Origin of the sequence: Mesorhizobium sp. WSM4898 (assembly GCF_029625845.1) — a bacterium.
Lineage (GTDB): Bacteria > Pseudomonadota > Alphaproteobacteria > Rhizobiales > Rhizobiaceae > Mesorhizobium.
Genome location: NZ_JARTVQ010000003.1, coordinates 274,637 through 297,958, shown reverse-complemented (window position 1 = coordinate 297,958; position 23,322 = coordinate 274,637). Strand labels below are relative to the sequence as shown.

The window sequence follows — 23,322 nt, the reverse complement described above, 5'->3', positions numbered from 1 at the left end:
CCTTATTTCACTGCTGTATCGACCACCTCGAAATCATGCGTGACGGCCGCCGTCTTGGCCATCATGGCGGTGGCCGAGCAGTATTTCTCGATCGACAGATCGATCGCCCTTTTCACCTTGTCGCGCGACAGCGCGCGACCCTTGACGATGAAATGCATGTGGATGCGGGTGAAGACGCGCGGTTCCGTCTCGGCACGATCCGCGTCCAGCTCGACCACGCAGTCCTCGACCGCCTCGCGACCTTTTTCGAGGATATGGACCACGTCGTAGGCCGAGCAGCCGCCGGTGCCGATCAGCACCAGCTCCATTGGGCTCGGCCCTGGCGTCCGGCCTTCCGGCCCATGCGCCGTGCCCAGCACGACTTTGTGACCGCTGCCGGACTCGCCGACAAAGGTGCGTTCCTCAACCCATTTGACGCGTGCTTTCACGATGATCTTCCTTAGACGCTGCTTTGCAAGCGGACTATCGCCGCAACTATCAACTATAGGCAATTCCGGACGGAAAACCGCGACGCACTTTCGCTCGAAATTGTTTATTGGCCGAATACGACCGTGTGCATGATGCGGCCGGGCAGCAACGTGAAGATGCCGGCGCCGATCAGCGCAAATAGGTAGAGGTTGATCATGGCGCTGCGATGCGCGGCCACTTTATGGGTGTGCGCATACCAGACCGCCAGCGGGGCGGTGACAACCACCAGGATCGACAGGATGTGGATCGGGCTGAACGGCCCGATCAGGCGTATCTGCTGGATCCAGAAGCTCGAGACGGCGACGACCAGCATCAGCGCTGCCCAGGCATAGCCCAAGACGCGGTGGCGTGTCGTGCCTTTCGGCAATGCCAGTTGCGCCCCGCCTATCGCCAGCGCGGCGAAGGCGGCGAACGCGTGCCATGGAATGGGAGGAGGCGCTGTCAGCAACGGTCCGAGCGACATCGCGCCTTCCCCTCAAACGACGATTGCGAGACCTTCAGAACGGAATCTCGTCATCCAGCTCGCGCGACGAACCACCGCCACCGCCCCTGGAACCGCCACCGCCGCCACGGCTGAAGCCTTCGTTCGGACCCGACTGGCCGAAATCGGAACCCCGGCTGTTGCCGCCGCCGGCATAACTGCCGACCTGGCCGCCGCCTTCGCCGCGCGCGTCGAGCATCTGCAGCTCGCCACGGAATTTCTGCAGTACGACCTCAGTCGTGTAGCGATCGTTGCCGGTCTGGTCCTGCCATTTGCGCGTCTGCAGCTGGCCCTCGACATAGACCTTCATGCCCTTCTTCAAATACTGCTCCGCCACCTTGGCGAGCTGGTCGTTGAAGATGACGACATTGTGCCACTCCGTCTTTTCCTTGCGCTCCCCGGAATTCTTGTCGCGCCAGCTTTCCGACGTGGCGATGCGGATGTTGACGACCGGGTCGCCCGAATTCAGGCGGCGGATTTCAGGGTCCGCCCCGAGATTGCCGACCAGAATGACCTTGTTGACGCTACCCGCCATCGTACTTCTCCGCGCTCATCCGAAACAAATTTTAAGTCGCTCACCTTACAGCCTGCGGTTCGCCCATGCCCGCGAAGGCTGGCTTTTCCCACAAGGTTTTTGTTCTCTCTTCGTTCTAGTCTTGACCGCTGTTTCTGTCAAGGAATGTCAGCAACAGGTAGTATTCCTGGGCAGGAAAAAGGGGATATCGGAATGAACGTTGTTTCGCATGAGGATCAGCCGCGCGAAACGTGGCGCGCCGGAGTCGAAACCCGCATGCATGTTGCCGCCGCCAATGGCGCGGCGGGCCTTTGCATATTCGAGCAGTGGGTCGGACCGGGTAGCGGCGCACCAACGCATGCGCACAAAGTCGAGGAAGTACTGACGGTGATTGCCGGCGAAGCCGAAATGTGGGTCGACGACCGCCGGGCCGTGCTTGCCGCCGGGCAGTCCCTGATCATTCCCGCGCACCGCAAGCATGGCTTTCGAAACGTAGCTTCCGGCACGCTTCACATCCATGCCGTGCTCGCATCGCCAATCTTCGAGGCAAGCTTCGACGGAGCCGCGGAGCCGGTGAGACGCTGGACGGCCTAAAACGGCGCTTGCCAAACCAATAAGTATCGACTTATGCTTTGTGCATGATCGAAGCAGAGATTTTCCGGGCCCTGGCCGATCCGACACGCCGGGCCGTCTACGAGCGGCTCGCGGCCGGCGAATTGACGGTGTCCGAGCTGCGCGCCGGCGTGAGCGTGTCGCAGCCGGCCGTCTCGCAGCATCTTGCCGTGCTGCGCGGCGCCGGACTGGTGATCGAGCGGCGCGCGGGCCGCAACGCCTATTACCGCGCCGAACCTCAAGGGCTCGATCCCTTGCTCGGCTGGATCGAACGCTACCGCGCCTTCTGGCCGGAGCGCATCGAGCGTTTGAAGCGGGTTCTGAAGGAAATGGACCAATGACGATTACCAAACACCCGGCAGCGGCCAACGCGCCGCTCAGCTTCAAATGCGAGCTTCCCGATCCGCCGGAAAAAGTCTGGCGGGCGCTCACCGAGCCGGAACTGCTCGCCGCTTGGCTGATGCCCAACGACATCAAGCCGGCGATCGGCGAGCGCTTTGCCTTTGCCGGACCAAACGCGCCGATCGAGTGCGAAGTGCTCGAGGCCGAGCCCGGCAAGCTGCTGCGCTATTCCTGGCGTGAGCGACCGGGCGTGGACGCTGCCGACCGGCTACCGGCATTCGACGGCCCCATCTTCGACAGCATTGTCACCTTCACGCTCGCGCGCACGGTTTCCGGCGGCACGCATCTCAGCATCGTCCATGATGGTTTCGCGACGGTCGCGCAACCTGTCGTCGCCGTTTCCGGCGCCGGCTGCGGGATTTCGCTCCACGCGCGCAAGAGCCCAGCTGCCGCCAACGCGCCAAGCATGATGCTGCGCGCGGCTTGACCAAAGAACCGAGGAGATCTGCGATGAGCGCCTTTGCCAATCTCGTGCCGATGGTGATCGAGCAGTCGAGCCGCGGCGAACGCGCCTTCGACATTTTCTCGCGGCTGCTGCGCGAACGCATCGTTTTCATCAACGGTGAGATCAATGACGGCGTGTCGGCGCTGGTCTGCGCGCAGCTCCTGTCGCTGGAATCGGACCATCCCGACAAGGAGATATCGATCTACATCAACTCGCCGGGCGGCGTGGTGACCAGCGGCTTCGCCATCTACGACACCATGCAGTACATCTCCTGCCCGGTGTCGACGGTGTGCATGGGCTTTGCCGCCTCGATGGGCTCATTCCTGTTGATGGCGGGCTCGCCCGGTCGGCGCATCGCGCTGCCCAACACCAGGATCGTGCTGCATCAGCCGCTGGGCGGCTTCCAGGGCCAGGCCTCCGACATCCAGCGCCACGCCGAGGACATCCTGCGCACCAAGCGCCACATGACGGAGCTGTACGCCAAGCATTGCGGCCGGACCTATGACGAGGTCGAGCGCACGCTCGACCGCGACTATTTCATGACCGCCGAGGAAGCTAAGGCCTGGGGCCTCGTCGACCATGTCTACGACACGCGCAAGAAGGCGGCCTGACCGCGCGGCAAATTGATTGCGGCGCATCTGGCCTCGCCTTCGGCGCGCCTCTATAGTTCGCGCATGATCCGAGCGCGTTCCTTGACGAATCTGGGTTTTGCCGTTGTCGCAGTCGCCGGCGTGCTTGCGGTCGGCACCGCCGCTTTTGCCGACGACAATTCGACACAAAAACTGCCCGGCGTGAGCAGCGACTACCGTATCGCCAAGCCCGCGCCGCAGCCCGAGCCTGACGACTCACTGCCAGCCGGCAGCAACGGCACGTTCAAGATCGGCGACACCGATGTCAGGATTTCGGGCAGCATAACCATCGACATGGCAACGGGCGCCATCAGGCCTCCCAACCACTGAAGCTTACCCCGCATTGCGGACGCCGGCGACGGACCTTCGACTCGCAAAATGCAAGCCCCGCCACTGCTTCCGCAGGTGGACGGGGCTTTCATGGATCTGAAACCCAATTTTAGCCGGGAGTGGACTGCCGGCGTTCGGTTTCGGATGCAACGCGGCTTTCAGCCGACGATCCGACTATGGTCTCTGATTGTAGGAATCGGCAGGTCACGTTTTTCGGGAGGCGCTCACGCCTACCCTGGCTCTATGCCCGCCGCGGCTCCATCGCTTCGTGGAGCCTCAAGGGACTGTCCGGTGGCGTCATGCTCCGCTCCTGGTCCGTTGTGGCAATGTCGTCCGAAGCGCAAATCGCTGAAGCCTGCGGCGTCTCGCAGGCCACCTCTGGGTGACGAGGCCATCGACAGACGGCCGGCTTCGTTGACGCCTTTGAGACTGCCCCCATGGGTCCGAGACGTCAACCGTTGAAGAGCCGGTTACAGGAAAATGTGATCGATCGGAGGTTACGTCCAGGTAAATCGAATGCCTTCGACCGATCGGTCGCGACGGTTTTTGCAGCCGCTGTTTCCACAGCGCTTTGTCAGGAGGGTGTTCGGCCTTTGTTCTTTCCGCTTGCCCGCTCGCGCGAAAGGCGGTTAAACGCGTTGGTCGAGATTGTGGCGTCTCTCGACGCGGCGACGAGATTACCTACATAGGGGATGGCCGGGACAAACCCGCCAATCCAGCAAATTCCAGACCTGAAGGCGGCGACCGGCGATGGCCGACCAAAAATATCTTTCCATTCGCGGCGCGCGCGAACACAATCTCAAGAACGTCGATCTCGACCTGCCGCGCGACAGCCTGATCGTCATGACCGGCCTGTCGGGATCCGGCAAGTCGTCGCTCGCCTTCGACACCATCTATGCCGAGGGTCAGCGCCGCTATGTCGAAAGCCTTTCGGCCTATGCCCGCCAGTTCCTGGAGATGATGCAGAAGCCGGACGTTGACCAGATCGACGGCTTGTCTCCCGCCATCTCGATCGAGCAGAAGACGACCTCGCGCAACCCGCGCTCGACAGTCGGCACCGTCACCGAAATCTACGACTATATGCGCCTGCTCTTCGCCCGCGTCGGCATTCCCTATTCGCCGGCCACCGGCCTGCCGATCGAAAGCCAGACGGTCAGCCAGATGGTTGACCGCGTGCTGGCGCTGGACGAGGGCACGCGTCTCTACCTACTGGCGCCGATCGTGCGCGGCCGCAAGGGCGAATACCGCAAGGAACTTCTGGAGCTGCAGAAGAAAGGGTTCCAGCGCGTCAAGGTCGACGGCGTCTTCTACGAGATCGCCGAGGTGCCGGCGCTGGACAAGAAATACAAGCACGACATCGACGTGGTCGTCGACCGCATCGTCGTTCGCGGCGATCTGGCGACGCGGCTTGCGGATTCGATGGAGACGGCGCTGAAGCTCGCCGACGGGCTTGCGGTGGCCGAGTTCGCCGACAAGCCGCTCGACGCCAGCCGGACGGGCGAGGACTCGGTCAACAAGTCGAAGAACGAGACGCATGAGCGCATCATGTTCTCGGAAAAATTCGCCTGCCCGGTGTCCGGCTTCACCATTCCCGAGATCGAGCCCAGGCTGTTCTCCTTCAACAATCCGTTCGGCGCCTGCCCGACCTGCGACGGCCTCGGCAGCCAGCGCGCCATCGACGCCAACCTCATTGTGCCGGACGAGAATGTCTCGCTGCGCGACGGCGCCATCAGCCCGTGGGCGAAATCGACCTCGCCCTATTACGCGCAGACGCTTGAGGCCTTGGGCAAGGCCTATGGCTTCAAGCTCGGCGACAAGTTCAAGGATCTGAGCGCCGAGGCGCAGCAGGCCGTGCTGCACGGCACGGGCGAGCGCGAGATCACCTTCCAGTATGACGACGGCCTGCGGTCCTACAAAACGACCAAGACCTTCGAGGGCGTCATCCCCAACCTCGACCGGCGCTGGAAAGAAACGGAATCGGCCTGGATGCGCGAGGAGATCGAGCGCTTCATGTCGGCCACCCCCTGCCCCGCCTGCAACGGCTACCGGCTGAAGCCGGAAGCGCTCTCAGTCAAGATCGCCGGCAGGCACATCGGCGAGGTCACGGAGCTGTCGATCCGCAAGGCCGACCGGTGGTTCACCGATCTGCCGGCGCAGCTCAACGAAAAGCAGAATGAGATCGCCGTCCGGGTGCTGAAGGAAATCCGCGAGCGCCTGCGTTTCTTGAACGATGTCGGCCTCGACTATCTGACGTTGTCGCGCAATTCCGGCACGCTGTCGGGCGGCGAGAGCCAGCGCATTCGTTTGGCCTCGCAGATCGGCTCAGGCTTGACGGGCGTGCTCTACGTCCTGGACGAGCCGTCTATCGGTCTGCACCAGCGCGACAATGCCCGCCTGCTCGATACGCTGAAGCACCTGCGCGACATCGGCAACACGGTGATCGTCGTCGAGCATGACGAGGACGCCATCCTGCATGCCGACTATGTCGTCGATATCGGCCCGGCCGCCGGCATCCATGGCGGTGAGATCATCGCGCAAGGCACGCCGCAGCAGATCATGGCGACGCCCGCCTCGATCACCGGCAAGTATTTGTCGGGCGAGCTCGAGGTCGCGACGCCGGCGGTGCGCCGCGAGGCGAAAAAGAACCGGCGTATCAAGGTCGTCGGCGCGCGCGGCAACAATCTGAAAAACGTCACGGCGGAGATCCCGCTCGGCACTTTCACCTGCGTCACCGGCGTCTCCGGCGGCGGCAAGTCGACCTTCCTGATCGAGACGCTGTTCAAGGCGGCCTCACGCCGCATCATGGGCTCGCGCGAGCATCCGGCCGAGCATGATCGCATCGAGGGCCTGGAGTTCCTCGACAAGGTCATCGATATCGACCAGTCGCCGATTGGCCGCACGCCGCGCTCCAACCCCGCCACTTATACCGGCGCCTTCACGCCGATCCGCGATTGGTTCGCCGGTCTGCCGGAGGCTAAGGCGCGCGGCTATCAGCCGGGCCGTTTCTCCTTCAACGTCAAGGGCGGCCGCTGCGAGGCGTGCCAGGGCGACGGCGTCATCAAGATCGAGATGCACTTCCTGCCCGACGTCTACGTCACCTGCGACGTCTGCCATGGCAAGCGCTACAACCGCGAGACGCTGGACGTGCTGTTCAAGGGCAAGTCGATCGCCGACGTGCTCGACATGACGGTCGAGGAAGGCGTCGAGTTCTTCTCGGCGGTGCCCGGCGTGCGCGACAAGCTGGAGACGCTGAAGCAGGTCGGGCTCGGCTACATCCACATCGGCCAGCAGGCGACGACGCTCTCCGGCGGCGAGGCGCAGCGCATCAAGCTGGCCAAGGAACTGTCGCGCAAGGCGACCGGTAAGACGCTCTACATCCTGGATGAGCCGACCACCGGCCTGCATTTCCACGACGTCGCCAAGCTTCTGGAAGTGCTGCATGAGCTGGTCGACCAGGGCAACACGGTGGTGGTGATCGAGCACAACCTCGAAGTCATCAAGACCGCCGACTGGGTGCTCGACCTCGGCCCCGAGGGCGGCGACGGCGGTGGCGAGCTGGTAGCCTCCGGCACGCCGGAAGCGATCGTGCGCGAAAAGCGCAGCTACACCGGCCAGTTCCTGAAGGAGCTTCTGGAGCGGCGCCCCGGGGGCAAGCGCGAAGCGGCCGAGTGAGCAAGTGGGTCGGCAAGCGTTTGGAACAGTCTCAAATGAAGATCAGGCAAGCGCTTGCAGGTGATCTCCAAGCTGTCGTCGCGATAACCACGGACGCCTACGCCCCCTATACCGCCCTGTTCGGCGCGCCGCCGATCCCGGTGACCGAGGACTATGCACCCCGCATTGCGCGCGGCGAGGTCTGGCTGCTGGAGGATGGTTCCGATCTGGCCGGGCTGCTTGTCCTCGAGCGGCACGACCATCATGCCATGATCTTCAGCGTTGCCGTTTCGCCGGCCTTCCAGGGCAGGAAGCTCGGCATCAGGCTGCTCGACTTCGCCGACGAGCAGGCGCGGTCATGGAGCGTGCCGGAGGTGCGGCTCTACACCAATTCGCGCATGGAGCGGAACATCGCGCTCTATTCGGCTTACGGCTATCGGGAGACGGGTCGCCGCGCCAACCCATACCGGCCAGGATGGATATTGGTCGACATGGCCAAGCCGGTCGACAAAGCAGCCTGAGCCGTACTCAAAACTCGGAGGAGGAAGACGATGATCCAAGGAAAGATCCGCTCCGGCATGGGCGGCTGGACCTTCGAGCCCTGGGACACCTCCTTCTATCCGGACAAGCTCGCCAAGGCCAAGCAGTTGCACTTTGCCAGCCGCCAGGTGCCGAGCATCGAGGTCAACGGCACCTATTATTCCAGCTTCAAGGAGCCGACCTTCGTCAAGTGGGCGAACGACACGCCGGAGGGCTTCGTCTTTTCGCTCAAGGGCAACCGCTTCGTCACCAACCGCCGCGTGCTTGGCGAGGCCGGGGAATCGATAATGCGCTTCCTCGGCTCGGGCATTGTCGCGCTCGGCGACAAGCTGGGACCGATCCTGTGGCAGTTCGCGCCGACGAAGAAATTCGATGCCGACGATCTCGAGGCCTTCCTGAAGCTGCTGCCCGAGAAACAGGACGGCGTGCCGCTGCGCCATGCGCTCGAAGTGCGGCATGACACCTTCATCGTGCCGGAATTTCCGGCTCTGGCGCGCAAATACAATGCCGCCATCGTCTATGCCGACCACGCCAAATATCCGGCGATCGCCGACGTCACCGGCGATTTTGTCTATGCCCGCCTGCAAACCGGCAGCGACGACAATCCCGATTGCTACACGCCGAAAGGGCTCGACGAATGGGCGGGCCGCGTCAAGACCTGGGCGGAAGGCGGGCAGCCGGCCGACCTGCCGCGCGCCGATCCCAAGACCGACGCGCCGGTTAAGCCGCGCGACGTGTTCGCCTATTTCATAAGCGAGGGCAAGGTGCGTGCGCCCTTCGGTGCCATGGCGCTGATGAAGCGGGTGGCGGCCTAAACTGGCGCGGCTCTTTGTTGGAACGCCGGAAGTTTGCCCGGCGCGGCACGCCGTCGGCAGTTGGCTTGTCGGAACCTGCCGGCCATGTTGACCGTTCTGTCCCAGCCGATCGCGAGGTCGGCGGAGGGTTATCTCGCCGAAAGATCGGTACGGCGACCTCGCGAAACGCTCGCCACATCCCGCAGCGTCGGAAAGGAGCGAGGGAAGATGGCCGTCATCCTCGGTGCGTTGCTTACCATCGCAGGCGTCGTCTACATGGCAGGCGCCACTTTGAGGCGCGGACGCCTGAGTGACCCGGCATCTACAGCGCCGGACCGTCCGGCGCCGAACCTGGCAACACCAGGCCCCACACTGGAGCCGCGGCGACGCGGACTCCGTTTCCTCGGCCTGTCTCAGAATTGGCCAGGTCTGGTGATGATGGCAGTCGGCATCATACTGCTGTTGTCGGTGTTCGTCCTCTGACCTTACGGAATGTCGGAGTCTTCACCGCTGTGAAGGGCGTCGCAGAAGAGTTGTCAGGAATCTTCGCCCGAACGATGTGGCCGCCGCATGGGCGGCGAGGAGTTCGCGCTGGTGCTGAAGCGCACCTTGCCGGAGATGGTCGAGGCGGCGGCCGAACGGATCAGAACCGCGTTCGCGGTCCGAACCTTCGAAACCGACACGGGTCGGATGAGATGCACGGTGAGTGCCGGCTTCACCTTCGGCAGCGGGAAACGCATGAGCTTCGACAAGGTGCTCAGCGCGGTCGACACGGCGCTTTTCGCGACCAAGCGCGACGGCCGCAACCGCGTGCTCGACACCCGCCGCTGCGCTTGGAACCTCAGGGCAATCTCAGGAAAAGTGCGGTTTCCGTCCGGAACGGTTAAAGTCTTGCGGCTCAGGCCGTCAATGGTGCCCGATTACTTCGTTATAGGCGTCGAGGTCGACGTAAAAAACCTTGGTTATTTCGCCGAGCAGATCATCCTCGTCGTAGCCCTGCGACATCAGGATGTTGATCGCCGTCATGATATCGACGCGCTCGGTCAGCCGCCGCTTCTGATAGTCCTCGACAAAACGTTCCATCGCCTTCCCCTGGCAAGCTTTTGTTGGACGCATCGACCGACAATCACTGCGGGGAAAGCTAGGCGAGCTTGCTTGCGCGGACCTTGCGGGCGGAGCCCGCGCCATCCCCCTTCATCTCGACTGATACGGAAAGAGCCCGACTCACCAAGGCCATGCAAAGACTAGCATGCGCTATTGGCCACACCAGAGCCGTCGAACACTTCGTCATCCTTCCGCGTAACGACGCGAACCGGAGCGAAGACCCAAGGATCCATTCCGTTACTTGGAAGCGTCATTAATGGTGCATAATCCGCAATGATCTAGGCGTCCGCACGAGGAATCTATTCTGCATCGCGAGACCGGCGACGGCGTGCGCAGCTTCGGCCGCATCACCAGCGCCCGCCCGAGTGGCGAGCTGCCGCTGGTCACCGCACAAGTCGCCGCCCGTGCCGCGAAGGCATCTGCCTCAGCACCGCAAACACCTCGAAGACATGCGAAGGAATGTTGCGGTCGCCGCGCCGAAGCGGCGCGAAGCCGGCCTTCAGATTTTCGCGCACCGTGAGCAGCGGAGAAATCTCCCTGCCCTGCGGCACGATGCGATGCCCGACCGGGCGCGGTCATACGCCGCGCTCCGGTCGAGCGCCTTCCCCTCGAAGGCAACCCTTCCGCTCGTCAACCGGTGATGGCCGACGATCGATCTCATCAAACTTGGTTGCAAGCGACGTGCCAAACGGGACGCATGCGCGGGTCAGGAAAAATAGTCATTAAATACAAAGACTTACTGCCTGCCAATCGAATAAAACGACGCCGATCAAGCACCTTGGGTTTGAGAAAACGTTGCGCAGCTCTGCCTAGATTTTGCCCAAATTATAAAATTGCCCAATGCTTAATCTCGTCTCTGTACCGGCACTCGCCGGCCAGTTGCGGGGCAGCGGCAAAATGGGGCAAGGTCGCCGCCGAAATGAGCGACCGCATGGCCTTCCCGATTCGCATTCTTCTGAGCTTGCTGCTTCTTGCGTCGGCCGTGGGCAAGACCCGCGCGGACTTCGCCGAAGGCAAGCTTCCGGACGGCGTCTATCATTGCGAGGTCTATCTGCTCGGCCTCTTCATCAATCTCGGCGACATCACCATCAAGGGCAATGTCTATAGCGGTCCAGTGACCTTCGGCACGTCGGGAACCTACAACTACCAGATGGACGCCAATGGCGAGATCAGCTGGCTCGGCCCGCTCGGCGGCTATACGAGCGGCGGCAACTCGATCTCGCTGACGCAGGCGACGCTCGACGATCCAGGCGCTCCCTCCTTCGACATCATCATGAAGCAGCAGGACGGCGCCTTTACCGCCTCCACCTGCACCAAACATTGATCGAACAAGGAACTTCGCTTCGATGCTGCGCACAACCTGCCGCTTTATCTGCGGGTCGCCGGCCGACAGCCGAGGGGCAGTTGAAGCGGAAACCGCCTAAGCAGTGACCGCGACTTCCAGTGCCAGGCGGGTCATGTCGGTGAACAGCGCCTGGCGTTCGGAATAGTCGGTCTGCTCGTCGGCGGCGACGTGGTCGACCACGGTCAGCAGCGATAGGGCGCGCGCGCCGAACTGCGCCGAGATGCGGTAGAGCGCGCTGGTTTCCATGTCGACCGCCAGCGCGCCGAGCGCCCTGGGCTCGTCGAAGCGGGCGCGGCCATCGGGATGATGGAAGATGTCGCTGCAGACGGTCAGGCCGGCGCTGCAGGCAATGCCGAGATCGGCGGCCCGCTGCAGCGCCAGCGCATGGAGCGCCTCATCGGGGCCGGCCGGCTGGTAAAGTCCGAACACCTGCCCGCTGATCGGGCCCTCGGCGCGCACGGCGCTTGAAACGACCAAGCCCCGCAGCGGAACGTCATCCGACAATGCGCCGCATGTTCCTGTGCGGATCAGCGTCTTCACGCCATGATAGTCCAGCAACTCATGGGCATAGATCAGGAAAGAAGAGACGCCGATGCCGGTTGCCTGGATGCTGACCGGCTTACCGCGGAAACGGCCGGTGAAGCCGAGGGCGCCCCGACGGAGATTGATGCAGCGCGGCGCCTCCAGAAAAGTTTGCGCCATCCACTGCGCGCGCTCGGGGTCGCCCGGCAGCAGCACCGTTTCGGCATAATCTCCCCTGCCCGCCTCGATGTGCGGCGTCACGCGCTATCACCCCCATGACAGGACCCATCCGATCGCCATCATGGCAGGCTCGCTGCAATGTGCAAGCGATAGCTGTTTAAGACATGTCGCCTAAAAGGGCGCAGCGCTTTGGGGAGAATGACCTGCGTCAAACAAAGAACTAAAGCGCGTCGCCGGATCTGCTTCAGCGATGCGCTTTAAGATTCCAGCACGTCTTTGACGATCGTCGCCAGTTGCTTGAGCGAGAAGGGTTTGGGCAGGAAGCCGAAATGCGCATCGGCCGGCAGGTTTTTGGCAAAGGCGTCCTCGGCATAGCCGGAAACGAAGACGAATTTTATGTCCGGCTGGCGCTTGCGCAGCTCGCCGAGCAGCGTCGGCCCGTCCATTTCCGGCATCACCACATCGGACACCACGATGTCGACCTTGCCGCCGAGCGCCTCGAAGACCTCCAGCGCCTCGACGCCGGAGGAAGCCTCGTGCACGGTATAGCCGCGCGAGGTCAGCGCCCTCACGCCGCCCATGCGAACGGCGTCCTCGTCCTCGACCAGAAGCACGGTCGCCGAACCTGAGAGGTCCTTCAGCGTGTCGGCCGGCTTGGCTGGAGCTGCCGCCGCAGTGTCGGCAGGCTCGCTCGCCTTCTTCACCTCCGTCACGTGGCGCGGCAGGAAGATGCGGAACACCGTGCCTTTGCCAACCTCGGAATCGCAGTAGATGAAGCCGCCGGTCTGCTTGATGATGCCATAGACCATCGAGAGGCCAAGGCCCGTTCCCTTGCCGACCTCCTTTGTGGTGAAGAACGGCTCGAATATCTTCTTCAGCACCTCCGGCGCGATGCCGCTGCCCGTGTCCTCGACCTCGACCAGCACATAATCGGCCGGGATAAGCTCGCGATACGGGAAGGATTTGCACTCCTCGGCCATGACGTTGCGGGTGCGCACGGTAAGATCGCCGCCGGTGGGCATCGCATCGCGCGCGTTGACGGCGAGATTGACTACCACCTGCTCGAATTGGCCGATGTCGACCTTGACCGGCCACAGATCGCGCCCGTGATCGATCTTCAGCCTGATATCGTTGCCCACCAGGCGGGCAAGCAGCATGCGCAGATCGGCAAGCACATCGGTCAGGTTGAGAACTTCCGGCCGCAGGGTCTGCTTGCGCGAGAAGGCCAGCAACTGCCTAACAAGCGACGCCGCCCGGTTGGCGTTCTGCTTGATGTTCATGATGTCGGGGAAGGACGGGTCCGACGGCCGGTGGTTGGTGAGCAGGAGGTCCGACGCCATGATGATGGCGGTGAGCACGTTGTTGAAGTCGTGCGCGATGCCGCCGGCAAGCTGGCCGACCGCCTGCATCTTCTGGCTCTGCGCCATCTGGCCCTCGAGCGCCTTCTGCTCGGTAGTCTCGACGGCGTAGACGATGGCCGATTCCTCCGCACCCTCGCTACCGGCGCCGTCGGCGACGGCATTCACGTAGAAGCGGATGTGGCGCTCCTCATGCCCAGGCAGCAACGAGTCGATCGGCTCGATATTGGCCTGCCGCTGCCGCGCCTTCTCGAAGGCGGCGGCGAAGGCCGGCCGGTCGCGTTCATGCACCACGCTCTCAAAACGCACACGCCGGTCGACAGCGTCCCGGTCGACGACGGACGAAAACAGCGACAGGAACGGCGCATTGGTGCGCAGGATGCGCCCGCCGGCATCGACGCCGGCTATCGCCATCGGCGTCGAGTTGAAGAAACGCGTGAAGCGCACCTCCGAGGCGCGCAGGTCGGCGGACGCGTCCTCACCCTGGGTGCGGTTGAGCACGATGGTGCGCGTCGGCCCGTTCACTCCTTCGCGGCTCGCCGAAACGCGGTGCATGAAGCGGACGGGCAGTGCCTGGCCGCTCATTGTCGTCAGATCAAGGTCGATGACGGCGTTGCGCGTGGCGCCGGGATCAGCCTTGACCGAGCGGACGAGCGCCATGCCGTCGCCGGCAACGATCTCCGGCAGCGTGACCGCGCCCGGGGTGAAGCTGGCAAGGTCGATGCCCAGCCATTCGGCAAGCGTCGCATTGATATAGGTGACGCGGCCTTCCTGGTCGGCCGAGAAGAAGCCTGCGGGCGCGTGGTCGAGATGGTCTATCGCCTTTTGCAGGTCGAGGAAGAAACGCTCCTGTTCCGCCCGCTCCTGCGAAATGTCTGCGATCTGCCAGGCAAGCAGCGGCAGCCGCTGGCCCGGCACGTTGAAGGCGCGCGCGCGGACGCGGTACCAGCGCGCGCCCGGCTCGGCCCCAGGCTTGATCGACTGCGCCAGGCGGAATTCACCGTCGCCCGCCTGGCCGTCGCGCAGGCCGGACGCCAGCCGGTAGATGGTCATCGAGGCCTCGGGGACGTCCGAAAGCAGCCCCTCGACCGTCTTGAGGTCCGCCGCCGAAGCGGCCCCCGTCATCTCGGCATAGGCCCGGTTGGCGTAGATTACGCGACCCTTGGTGTCGGTGACCAGGAGGCCTTGCGACATTGAATCGACGAACGCTTTGGACAGCTCGTCGCCGGTTGAACGCGGGGCGATCTGCACGAAGCCGATCGCCGTCGCGAACAGAAAGCCGACGCCGATCATGGCGAGCACGCCAAGCATGCCGAGCAGGAACGGATCGCCGAGGCGCTCGCGGAACAACCCGAAAACGACCGCCGCGCCGGTCAAAACGACGATGAAGATAATGAGCCTGGCGATGGCGCCCGGACGCGTGTTTTGGTCGACGATCGGTACCGGATAGAAATCGCCGCGCGTTTCCTTGGCCATGTGCCCCCTGCTCGTGATTCCGATGCCCCGACACCCGCGAAAGGCCGGTTGAATCACATTCTCCTGTAGCGGAAAAGGCCCGGACGGCAAATGTCCGATAAAATCAGCGATTCATGTTTCAAACTGTTCACGATGGGTGATGTCGCCTTGCGGAGGCTAGTCCCTAAGGTCTAGTGTCGCGTCACTTCAAAGGCGATTGGGTGCACCGATGCTGCAGTGGCTGGATAGCGTAGCGGGGCCGGGTTACGTCGCTGCAATTCTATGGACGTTCGCGGCCCTTGTTCTGCTGGTCGTGGTCCTGCTCGTCATCAAGGTAGTCCGCAACCTGACTTTCGGCACCTTCGTTGCCGGAGGCCGGAATCGCAAGACACGGCTCGCCGTCATGGACGCCACCGCTGTCGACAGCCACCGCCGGCTGGTGCTGGTGCGGCGCGACGATATCGAACACCTCATCCTGATCGGCGGCCCGACTGATGTCGTGGTCGAACGCGACATAAGGCTGGCAGCACCTCGCCGTCCGGCGCTGACCGGAGACAGCGGCCAGCAGCAGGCCGCCGCGCCGCGCCCGCGGGCGCCTCAGCCCGCACCCGCCCCGGCCAGGCAGCCGACCGCACCGGCGCCGGCTCCCGTGAGCGAGCCCGTGTCGCGCCCGCGCGCGGCGCCCCCTCCGGCAAAGCCGCCGGTACCGCCTCCCCCGGCCGCGAAAGTCATGCCGCTCCCTGCGTATGGGACGAATGGCACTGGCCGGCAGGCCCCGCCGCAGCCCTCCAACGACTCGATCGACGACACACTGATGCACGAGCTCGAGGCATCGTTGGAGGAGTCCCATTCCAAACCGGCAAGCAAGCCGGCGGCGAAGCCCTCGCTCGATGACGAGATGACCAAGCTTCTCGGCGAGCTGGCCAGCCACAAACGCTGACCCCCAAAGGATTGCCGCTCAAAAAAGAAAAGGGCCGGAAAGATCCGGCCATTTTCGCAAAACCTGCGTCTGTCCCAACCCGCGTCAGTCGTCGCGGTAGACCTTCTCGCGGCGTTCGTGGCGCTCCTGCGCCTCGATCGACAGCGTCGCGATCGGGCGGGCGTCGAGCCGCTTCAGCGCGATCGGCTCGCCGGTTTCCTCGCAATAGCCATAGGTGCCTTCGTCGATCCGCTGCAGCGCGGAGTCGATTTTCGAGATCAGCTTGCGCTGGCGATCGCGGGCGCGCAGTTCGATGGCTCGGTCGGTTTCGGAAGAGGCGCGGTCGGCTAGGTCGGGATGGTTGGCGTTTTCTTGCTGGAGGATTTCGAGTGTTTCACGCGCTTCGCGAAGGATGTCATTCTTCCATGTGATAAGCTTCTGGCGGAAGTATGATTTCTGCCGTTCGTTCATGAACGGCTCGTCTTCGGAGGGTACGTAATCGGCGGTAACGATGTCGTTCATTCGACTCACCCAACAACCCCAAATTTGGCGCCTATATATTCGCGGACAAGGGGCTGCACAAGCGGAAACAATAACAGTTTCACGCATTTGTTAGTCTTCGCAGCAGCAGGCATTCGCGGCGGCCATTTCTCAACGGTCGGGATCGAAATCATCAGCGATTCGGCGCGGTTGCGCGTCCTATGCCATTGTGCACGACACCGTTCTGGTGACTAATCGCCAAAACGCTCAGCGTATTCAACATAAAGGGGGAGCCGGTTGAGCAGACTTTATCTGTTGAGGCATGCCAAAGCCGGATGGGCGCTGCCCGGTGTTCGTGACTTCGATCGTCCGCTCGACGAATCGGGCATGGCCGACGCTGAGGCGATGGGTGACGCCATGCGGGCCCGCGACTACGTGCCGGATGTCACTCTCTGCTCCAACGCCAAGCGAGCACGGCAGACCCTGGAAGGCCTTGCGGGCCGCACCGACACCGGCCGGGTGCTGTTCTTCGACACACTCTACAGCGAGAATGCCGCCGGTTATCTCGAAATCATTCGTAAGAACAGCGGGGCCGGCTCATTGCTGGTGATCGGCCACAATCCGATGACCGAGGACCTAGCCATGGCGGTGTCGGGCGACGGCGATGAGACCGCGCGAGGCATGCTCAACCACGGCTTTCCCACTTCCGGACTTGCCGTCGTGCGTTTTCCCGGCAATCTCGGTGAAGCAGGCCAAGGCCGTGGTTATCTCGAGGCCTTTCTCAGTCCCGCCGATCTCTGACACCATTTCAAACGCCTTGCCCAAGGCCTATATCGGGCCCTGACGGGCGACCCAGAGGCAGATTTGGCATCATCGCTGACCACTTTCACCGACGAGGCGAGGATTGCGCTCGACACGTTGTCGGGCCGGGCCGCCGGGCTCTTCTCCCCATCCCTGCGACTGGGCGTCACCGGCCTCTCCCGCGCCGGCAAGACGGTGTTCATTTCCGCTCTCGTCCATAACCTTATCCATGGCGGGCGGCTGCCGCTGTTCGAAGCGCAAAAATCGGGCCGCATCGCCCGCGCCTTGCTCGAGGAGCAGCCGGACGACGCCGTCCCGCGCTTCCAGTACGAGGACCATGTCGCGGCCCTGGTCGACGACCGTGTCTGGCCGGATTCGACGCGCGCCATTTCAGAGCTGAGGCTGACCATCGAATACGAGTCGGCCTCCGGCTGGAACCGGCTGTTTTCGGCCGGAAAGCTGTCGATCGACATCGTCGATTATCCCGGCGAATGGCTGCTTGACCTGCCGCTGCTCGGTAAATCTTTCGCCGATTTTTCGCGCGAGGCGGTGGAGCTGGCCGCCCTGCCGGTCCGCTCCGACCTGTCACAGGCGTGGCAGGAGCTGGCCTCCTCGGTCGATCCGGACGCCGACGCGGACGAGATGACGGCGCGCCGTCTCGCCGAAAGCTTCGCCGCCTATCTCACGGCCTGCAAGCTCGACGAACGTGCGCTGTCGACGCTGCCGCCGGGTCGTTTCCTGATGCCGGGCGATCTCGAAGGCTCGCCGGCGCTGACCTTCGCGCCGCTGATGAAATTGTCGGAACGGCGCCGCCCCGGATCGCTGCAGGCGATGATGGAGCGCCGCTACGAAGCCTACAAGACCCATGTCGTAAAACCGTTCTTTCGCGAGCATATCACCCGTCTCGACCGCCAGATCGTGCTGATAGACGCCATGCAGGCGCTCAACGCCGGCCCGGCCGCCATGGCCGACCTCGAACGGGCCGTCACCGAAATCCTCTCCTGCTTCCGACCCGGGCGGGGCAATTTCGTCACCGACCTGTTTTCGAGGCGCATCGACCGCATCCTGGTGGCGGCGACCAAAGCCGACCAGTTGCACCACGAAAGCCATGACCGGCTGCAGGCGATCGTGCGCCGCCTGGCCGACCGGGCGGTGGCGCGGGCCAATCTCAGCGGCGCCGATGTCGATGTGGTCGCCATGGCGGCGGTGCGCTCGACCCGCGAGGGCACCGTGAAGCAAGGCCGCGAGACATTGCCGGTGATCATCGGCACGCCCTTGAAAGGCGAGAAGATCAACGGCGAGACATTCGACGGCAAAGCCGAAACAGCCATATTTCCCGGTGACTTGCCGGAAAAGGTCGATCCCGTGTTCGACGTTTCCGGGCAGCAGGCGGAAAACAATGCGATCCGTTTCGTGCGCTTTCGTCCGCCGAAGCTCGAGCGGACGGCCGAAGGCGTCACGCTGTCTTTGCCGCATATTCGCCTCGACCGCGCGCTTCAGTTCCTGATCGGAGATCGTTTGCCATGAATCCGCCCCGCAAACCGGCGGCCTTCCGCATCGAGCCCGAGCCCGCGCCAAGGCACGAGGCGCCGCAGAAGCGTGGCGCCGAACAGCCCGTGCGCAGGCCACGCGCCGCCAGGGCCGATGTCGCCGTGGTCATTCCCTCGGAGATCGACGTTTTCGACCAGCCGGATATCGAGCAGGCCCCGCCGCCACCGGCGACCGCTCCAAGGAGGCGCTCGCTGCTGGCACGCCTGTTTTTCGGAGCTTTCGGCGTGCTTGTCTCGCTCGCGGTGGGCCTGTGGACGGATCAGCTCATCCGTGATCTTTTCGCGCGCGCCGAATGGCTGGGCTGGCTGGCGGCCGGCATGGCGGCCATCGCGCTTTTGTCGCTGCTGATCGTCCTGATCCGCGAGTTCCTCGCCATCGCACGCCTCGCTGAGGTCGAGAAACTACAGCGACGGGCCGTGGATGCGGTGGCGCGCGACGACCCCAAGGCCGCGCGCGCTCTGGTCGACGAGCTTTCCGCCTTCGTCGCGGCAAAACCGGAGACCGCGGCCGGCCGCCGCTCGCTCGCCGAATTGCGAGGCGAGATCATCGATGGCGCCAATCTGGTGCGGCTCGCCGAGACCGAGATTCTGTCGCCGCTCGATGCCCGCGCCAAGATGATGATCCTGGAGGCCGCGAAGCGCGTCTCGCTAGTGACGGCGGTCAGCCCGCGCGCGTTGGTCGACGTCGCCTATGTCGTGTTCGAAGCCGGCAGGTTGATCCGGCGCCTGTCGGAACTTTATGGCGGCCGTCCCGGCACGCTGGGCTTCTTCCGCCTGGCGCGCGGTGTGCTTGCCCATCTCGCGGTGACCGGCTCGATCGCCGTCGGCGACAGTTTCGTGCAGCAGATCGTCGGCCACGGCCTTGCCGCGAAGCTCTCGGCAAAGCTTGGTGAAGGCGTCGTCAACGGCATGATGACGGCGCGCATCGGCATCGCGGCGATGGAAACGACGCGCCCGCTGCCGTTCATTGCGGTAAAGCGACCGGGGCTAGGCGATTTCCTCTCGGCATTGACCTCGTTCGCGACGCGAAAGGATGGCCGAAGCGAGCAGTAAGGTAAATGCAGAAACGGTCGCCAGTGACGAAGCATTAACCAATCTTCTTCATGGTCACTCTGGTTCCAACAGCAGACTCGTTCGTGCCGGGTGTTGTCAATGAGAAGCGTAATCTTGTCCTGCGTCATGACCGCAACGGTTGCGGCCGCCGTACCGCTCGGCCTCGTCGAAAGGGCCTTTGGAGCAGAGGCTGACAAGCAGTTTTTCCGCTCGGTCGAAGGCAAATGGGTCGGGCCTGGCGAAATCATCGCCGGCAAATACAAGGGCACGAAATTCACCTGCAATTTCAACGGTTCCAGGCCGGACGGCAAGGTCGGCATGACGCTAGACGGCGACTGCCGGGTCGGCGTCTTCACCCAGAAGATGTCGGCGACGGTCGAACGCCGGGGCCGGGATGGTTACAAAGGCACTTTCATGGGCGGCTCGACCGGCAACGGCATGGACATTGTCGGCGGCAATGTCGTCGATCCCCAAAAGGTCGTCTTCACCATTAACCGCAATCAGTTGAACGGCGTCATGCAGGCGCGCGTTCCCGACGACAATTCGATGACCGTGACGGTCGCCGTGCGCGTCGACAAGCAGCTGGTGCCGGTCATCGGCATGAGCCTAAAGCGGGTCGACACGGTCGAAGTCGGCTCGATCGCGAAGAACTGAGCAAAGGCGATCGAGGAAGACAAAAGGCGGCAGCCAATGGCCACCGCCTTCTTTCGTTTTGACTTGGCTCAACCCTTGATGGCGGCAGTCACTTCGTCATATGCCTTGCAGGCTTCGTCCAGCGTCGTGGCATTCTGATATTTCGTCGTCACGGCCTGCGCCTTGGCCGTCAGATCAGCCGCCTTGCTCGGATCCTTGGTGATTGCTTCCTGAAGCGCGGCAGCCATGTCCTGCGCCTTCTTGGCGGCGATCTCCTGTGTGCACTCCGGTCCCTTCGAACAGGCCGAAACGGCCAGCGCCGCAACGCCAACGGCAACGAGCAAAAACTTCTTCATGTCAGTCATCTCCTCAAAACAAGGCAGCGGCCCATCGCCGCTGCCCTCCAATGGCTGAAGCTCCATAGCCAAAGCCTACCGGCCTTAACCTTTGATTGTGGCGGCGCGCAACGACCGGGCTCCGTAAACTTGTGTACGAAGCTGCAGCGGGAGTTTGCCTGACGGCACACGCTCGTTTTCGGGCCGACACCCCTGCTCTTCCTGCCAGGCCCCCTGCCCTTGCCTCGCACTCCCGCTGCATGCAAGGAGTGCTGAAACGAAAGGACGGTAGTCATGGCGGCTGAAGCATCGGGCAGCGATCTCGTACAGGTAGTGGCGCTGCTCGCTGCCGGCGTGATCGCCGTGCCGATCTTCAAGCGCATCGGGCTGGGCTCCATCCTCGGCTATCTCGCTGCCGGTGTGGTCATCGGGCCGTTCGGCCTCCGCATTTTTTCCGAATCGGAAGCCATCCTTCACGTCGCCGAGCTTGGCGTCGTCATGTTCCTGTTCATCATCGGCCTGGAAATGCAGCCGTCGCGACTCTGGGGCCTGCGCCGGGAAATCTTTGGTCTCGGCGCGCTGCAGGTCGGCGTCTGCGCCGTTCTGTTGACGCTTGTCGGCCTGGCCGGAGGCTTTCCGATCGCGCAATCCTTCGTCGCCGGCGCCGGCTTCGTGCTGACCTCGACCGCGATCGTCATGCAACTGCTCGAGGAGCGCGGCGAGATCGCCGCGCCCAAAGGGCAGCGCATCGTCTCGATCCTTCTGCTCGAAGACCTGATGATCGTGCCGCTTCTGGCGCTGGTGGCGTTCCTGGCGCCGGGGGGCGCGGAGACCAGCCTGTCTGAGCGCTTGACCGAAGTGGGGATCGGGATCGCGGCGATCGTCGGCCTCGTCGTGGCCGGTCGCTATCTGCTCAACCCGCTCTTCCGCATCCTGGCCGATGCCCGCGCCCGCGAAGTGATGACGGCCGCCGCCCTGCTGGTGGTGCTTGGGTCGGCGCTAGCCATGCAGCTTTCCGGTTTGTCGATGGCGATGGGTGCGTTCCTCGCCGGCGTGCTGCTCTCCGAATCGACCTTCCGCCACCAGCTCGAAGCCGATATCGAGCCGTTTCGCGGCATCCTGCTCGGCCTGTTCTTTCTTGCCGTCGGCATGTCGCTCGACCTTGGCGTCGTCGCCCAGAACTGGCGCCTAGTCGCCATTTATGTCGTCGCCTATATGGTCATGAAGGGGCTCGGCATCTATCTGGTCGCGCGTATGCTCAAGAGCGGCCATCGCGAGGCGCTCGAGCGGGCCGTCGTCATGGCGCAGGGCGGCGAATTCGCCTTTGTGCTCTATTCCTCGGCCGCCGTCGTCGGCATCATCGACGGCCAGGCCAATTCCACGCTGACCGCAATCGTCATCATCTCCATGGTGCTGACGCCCGTGGCTATCTTGGCACTGCGCTACCTCACCCCGCGCGACGAGCAATCGCTGGAAGGCGTCGACATCGCCGACGGGCTAACCGGCAGCGTGCTGATCATCGGCTTCGGCCGCTTCGGCCAGATCGCCAGCCAGCCGCTGCTTTTGCGCGGCCTCGACGTCTCGATCATCGACAATGAGGTCGAGATGATCCAGGCGGCGGCCGATTTCGGCTTCAAGGTCTATTACGGCGACGGCACGCGGCTCGACATCCTGCGTGCGGCGGGCGCTGGCCGCGCGCGCGCCGTGCTGATCTGCGTCGACAAACCGGACGTGGCCGTGCGCATCGCGCAATTGATCAAGGCGGAATTCCCGCTGGTTACTATCTTGGCGCGCGCCTTCGACCGCGGCACCGCGCTGCAACTCATCCGCGCCGGCGTCGACTATCAGTTGCGCGAGACCTTTGAATCGGCGCTGGTCTTCGGCGGCTCGGCCCTGGAAGCGCTGGGCGTCGATCCGGAGGAGGTAGCCGAGGTGATCGAGGACGTTCGCCGCCGCGACACAGCTCGCATCGAGACACAGCTCGCCGAAGGTATCCGCGCCGGCCAGCGCTTTCTCAAAGGCAATATCGGCACGCCGATCCCGACCCCGCTCGCGCAGCCGCGCCGCGCCGGCCGGGCGCTGAACGAAGAGACGGCCGGCGTGCTGAACAAGGCAGAGACGAAGAGCTGAGGAGCAACGCATGGCAGAACTCGACCCTCGGGCGCTTGCCGTCACCAAATTCTGGCGCGATGCCGGCGAGGACGCCTGGTTCGAAAAGAACGACGCGTTCGACTCGGGTTTCCGCGACTGCTTCCTCGAGCTGCACCACGCCGCCGCCCGGCGCGAATGCGACGCCTGGAGCGAGCATGCCGAAGGATCGCTGGCGTTGATGATCCTGCTCGACCAGTTTCCGCGCAACTGCTTCCGCGGCACCGGACATATGTACGCGACCGATCCGCTGGCCAGGCATTTCGCCGACCTGGCGATCGCCGCCGGTCAGGATCTCGAGCTCGAAGAAGCGCTTCGTGTCTTCCTCTATCTCCCCTTCGAGCATTCGGAGTCGCTCGCGGATCAGGAACGCTCGCTCGAACTCACAGCGGCCAGGGCGCCGGATTATCTCAAATACGCCAAGGAGCACCTGGAGATCATCCAGCGCTTCGGGCGCTTTCCGCACCGCAACAAAATGCTCGGCCGCGAGACGACGCCCGAGGAAAAGACGTTTCTCGAGGGCGGCGGTTTCTCCGGCTGATAGCCGGACCAATTCCAGAAGTGTAGCGGTTT

Annotated in this window: 25 protein-coding genes and 2 pseudogenes; 18 read left to right on the top strand and 9 right to left on the bottom strand. The window is 63.5% G+C overall.

Annotation, left to right across the window (positions count from 1 at the left end):
* Window positions 1–2: 2 nt before the first annotated feature.
* The 3 genes from P9228_RS16115 to P9228_RS16105 all read right to left on the bottom strand — a co-directional run bounded on the left by P9228_RS16115 (window position 3) and on the right by P9228_RS16105 (window position 1,484).
* On the bottom strand, window positions 3–428 hold the full coding sequence (locus P9228_RS16115) for an OsmC family protein (RefSeq protein ID WP_095777762.1): 426 nt from the start codon (window positions 426–428) through the stop codon (window positions 3–5).
* 104 nt (window positions 429–532) lie between these two features.
* Window positions 533–931 (bottom strand): DUF2306 domain-containing protein, encoded by a 399-nt coding sequence (locus P9228_RS16110; RefSeq protein ID WP_278054306.1) that lies wholly within the window; start codon window positions 929–931, stop codon window positions 533–535.
* Between the two features lie 34 nt (window positions 932–965).
* Complete coding sequence (locus P9228_RS16105) at window positions 966–1,484, bottom strand: single-stranded DNA-binding protein (RefSeq protein ID WP_067319755.1); 519 nt, start codon at window positions 1,482–1,484, stop codon at window positions 966–968.
* A gap of 144 nt (window positions 1,485–1,628) precedes the next feature.
* On the opposite strand from P9228_RS16105, the gene P9228_RS16100 reads away from it, so the two are divergent.
* From P9228_RS16100 to P9228_RS16055, 10 genes and pseudogenes are all read left to right on the top strand, one after another.
* Complete coding sequence (locus P9228_RS16100) at window positions 1,629–2,057, top strand: cupin domain-containing protein (RefSeq protein WP_347404303.1); 429 nt, start codon at window positions 1,629–1,631, stop codon at window positions 2,055–2,057.
* 44 nt (window positions 2,058–2,101) lie between these two features.
* A complete protein-coding gene (locus P9228_RS16095) occupies window positions 2,102–2,416 on the top strand; it encodes a metalloregulator ArsR/SmtB family transcription factor (RefSeq protein WP_127242267.1) in 315 nt (104 codons plus the stop codon).
* Window positions 2,413–2,904, top strand: a complete 492-nt coding sequence (locus P9228_RS16090) for an SRPBCC domain-containing protein (RefSeq protein ID WP_278054304.1) — start codon at window positions 2,413–2,415, stop codon at window positions 2,902–2,904. Before P9228_RS16095 ends, P9228_RS16090 begins: the two co-directional genes overlap by 4 nt.
* 23 nt (window positions 2,905–2,927) lie before the next feature.
* Window positions 2,928–3,533: an ATP-dependent Clp protease proteolytic subunit gene (locus P9228_RS16085; RefSeq protein WP_066992448.1), complete on the top strand. Its 606-nt coding sequence runs from the start codon at window positions 2,928–2,930 to the stop codon at window positions 3,531–3,533.
* Window positions 3,534–3,614: 81 nt separating this feature from the next.
* Window positions 3,615–3,881 carry a hypothetical protein gene (locus P9228_RS16080; RefSeq protein ID WP_245466679.1) on the top strand — a complete coding sequence of 89 codons (267 nt, stop codon included), beginning with the start codon at window positions 3,615–3,617 and terminating at the stop codon, window positions 3,879–3,881.
* Window positions 3,882–4,631: 750 nt separating this feature from the next.
* Entirely contained in the window at window positions 4,632–7,553 is a 2,922-nt protein-coding gene (gene uvrA / locus P9228_RS16075; protein WP_278054302.1) for an excinuclease ABC subunit UvrA, read from the top strand.
* Between the two features lie 35 nt (window positions 7,554–7,588).
* Window positions 7,589–8,053: a GNAT family N-acetyltransferase gene (locus tag P9228_RS16070; protein WP_095825316.1), complete on the top strand. Its 465-nt coding sequence runs from the start codon at window positions 7,589–7,591 to the stop codon at window positions 8,051–8,053.
* 30 nt (window positions 8,054–8,083) lie between these two features.
* Window positions 8,084–8,887: a DUF72 domain-containing protein gene (locus P9228_RS16065; protein WP_095825315.1), complete on the top strand. Its 804-nt coding sequence runs from the start codon at window positions 8,084–8,086 to the stop codon at window positions 8,885–8,887.
* A 207-nt stretch (window positions 8,888–9,094) separates the two neighbouring features.
* Entirely contained in the window at window positions 9,095–9,349 is a 255-nt protein-coding gene (locus P9228_RS16060; protein WP_066992433.1) for a hypothetical protein, read from the top strand.
* Window positions 9,350–9,436: 87 nt separating this feature from the next.
* Window positions 9,437–9,622: pseudogene (locus tag P9228_RS16055) on the top strand (GGDEF domain-containing protein); the annotation flags it as partial.
* A gap of 150 nt (window positions 9,623–9,772) precedes the next feature.
* Here the strand turns inward: P9228_RS16055 and P9228_RS16050 are convergent.
* Both P9228_RS16050 and P9228_RS30990 read right to left on the bottom strand, forming a co-directional pair.
* The gene (locus P9228_RS16050; RefSeq protein ID WP_082953673.1) at window positions 9,773–9,949 is read right to left on the bottom strand and encodes a hypothetical protein; all 177 of its coding nucleotides are present in this window, start codon (window positions 9,947–9,949) and stop codon (window positions 9,773–9,775) included.
* A 354-nt stretch (window positions 9,950–10,303) separates the two neighbouring features.
* Window positions 10,304–10,637 (bottom strand): annotated as a pseudogene (locus P9228_RS30990) (ATP-binding cassette domain-containing protein); the annotation flags it as partial.
* A gap of 264 nt (window positions 10,638–10,901) precedes the next feature.
* Here P9228_RS30990 and P9228_RS16040 point away from each other — a divergent pair.
* A complete protein-coding gene (locus P9228_RS16040) occupies window positions 10,902–11,294 on the top strand; it encodes a hypothetical protein (RefSeq protein WP_095800800.1) in 393 nt (130 codons plus the stop codon).
* Between the two features lie 96 nt (window positions 11,295–11,390).
* Here P9228_RS16040 and P9228_RS16035 read toward each other — a convergent pair whose 3' ends face one another.
* Entirely contained in the window at window positions 11,391–12,098 is a 708-nt protein-coding gene (locus P9228_RS16035) for a purine-nucleoside phosphorylase (protein ID WP_095800801.1), read from the bottom strand.
* Window positions 12,099–12,274: 176 nt separating this feature from the next.
* A complete protein-coding gene (locus P9228_RS16030; RefSeq protein ID WP_278054086.1) occupies window positions 12,275–14,851 on the bottom strand; it encodes a PAS domain-containing sensor histidine kinase in 2,577 nt (858 codons plus the stop codon).
* A 208-nt stretch (window positions 14,852–15,059) separates the two neighbouring features.
* Between P9228_RS16030 and P9228_RS16025 the strand changes: the two genes are divergently transcribed.
* The gene (locus P9228_RS16025; RefSeq protein ID WP_067319739.1) at window positions 15,060–15,770 is read left to right on the top strand and encodes a flagellar biosynthetic protein FliO; all 711 of its coding nucleotides are present in this window, start codon (window positions 15,060–15,062) and stop codon (window positions 15,768–15,770) included.
* A gap of 84 nt (window positions 15,771–15,854) precedes the next feature.
* On the opposite strand, the gene dksA is transcribed toward P9228_RS16025, so the two are convergent.
* Window positions 15,855–16,271 (bottom strand): RNA polymerase-binding protein DksA, encoded by a 417-nt coding sequence (gene dksA, locus P9228_RS16020; protein ID WP_040972254.1) that lies wholly within the window; start codon window positions 16,269–16,271, stop codon window positions 15,855–15,857.
* A 255-nt stretch (window positions 16,272–16,526) separates the two neighbouring features.
* Between dksA and P9228_RS16015 the strand changes: the two genes are divergently transcribed.
* From P9228_RS16015 to P9228_RS16000, 4 genes are all read left to right on the top strand, one after another.
* A complete protein-coding gene (locus P9228_RS16015; protein WP_127241220.1) occupies window positions 16,527–17,030 on the top strand; it encodes a histidine phosphatase family protein in 504 nt (167 codons plus the stop codon).
* Window positions 17,031–17,093: 63 nt separating this feature from the next.
* On the top strand, window positions 17,094–18,557 hold the full coding sequence (locus tag P9228_RS16010) for a YcjX family protein (RefSeq protein WP_278054297.1): 1,464 nt from the start codon (window positions 17,094–17,096) through the stop codon (window positions 18,555–18,557).
* On the top strand, window positions 18,554–19,633 hold the full coding sequence (locus tag P9228_RS16005) for a TIGR01620 family protein (protein WP_095825310.1): 1,080 nt from the start codon (window positions 18,554–18,556) through the stop codon (window positions 19,631–19,633). Before P9228_RS16010 ends, P9228_RS16005 begins: the two co-directional genes overlap by 4 nt.
* 126 nt (window positions 19,634–19,759) lie before the next feature.
* A complete protein-coding gene (locus tag P9228_RS16000; RefSeq protein WP_278054939.1) occupies window positions 19,760–20,287 on the top strand; it encodes a hypothetical protein in 528 nt (175 codons plus the stop codon).
* Between the two features lie 68 nt (window positions 20,288–20,355).
* Here the strand turns inward: P9228_RS16000 and P9228_RS15995 are convergent, their stop codons facing one another.
* Window positions 20,356–20,622 carry a hypothetical protein gene (locus P9228_RS15995; protein WP_278054295.1) on the bottom strand — a complete coding sequence of 89 codons (267 nt, stop codon included), beginning with the start codon at window positions 20,620–20,622 and terminating at the stop codon, window positions 20,356–20,358.
* Window positions 20,623–20,895: 273 nt separating this feature from the next.
* On the opposite strand from P9228_RS15995, the gene P9228_RS15990 reads away from it, so the two are divergent.
* Together P9228_RS15990 and P9228_RS15985 are read left to right on the top strand one after the other, a co-directional pair.
* Window positions 20,896–22,731, top strand: coding sequence for a monovalent cation:proton antiporter-2 (CPA2) family protein (locus P9228_RS15990; protein ID WP_067319730.1), 1,836 nt, complete (start codon window positions 20,896–20,898; stop codon window positions 22,729–22,731).
* 10 nt (window positions 22,732–22,741) lie between these two features.
* Window positions 22,742–23,290 (top strand): DUF924 family protein, encoded by a 549-nt coding sequence (locus P9228_RS15985; RefSeq protein ID WP_127216236.1) that lies wholly within the window; start codon window positions 22,742–22,744, stop codon window positions 23,288–23,290.
* The last annotated feature ends 32 nt before the right edge of the window (window positions 23,291–23,322 follow it).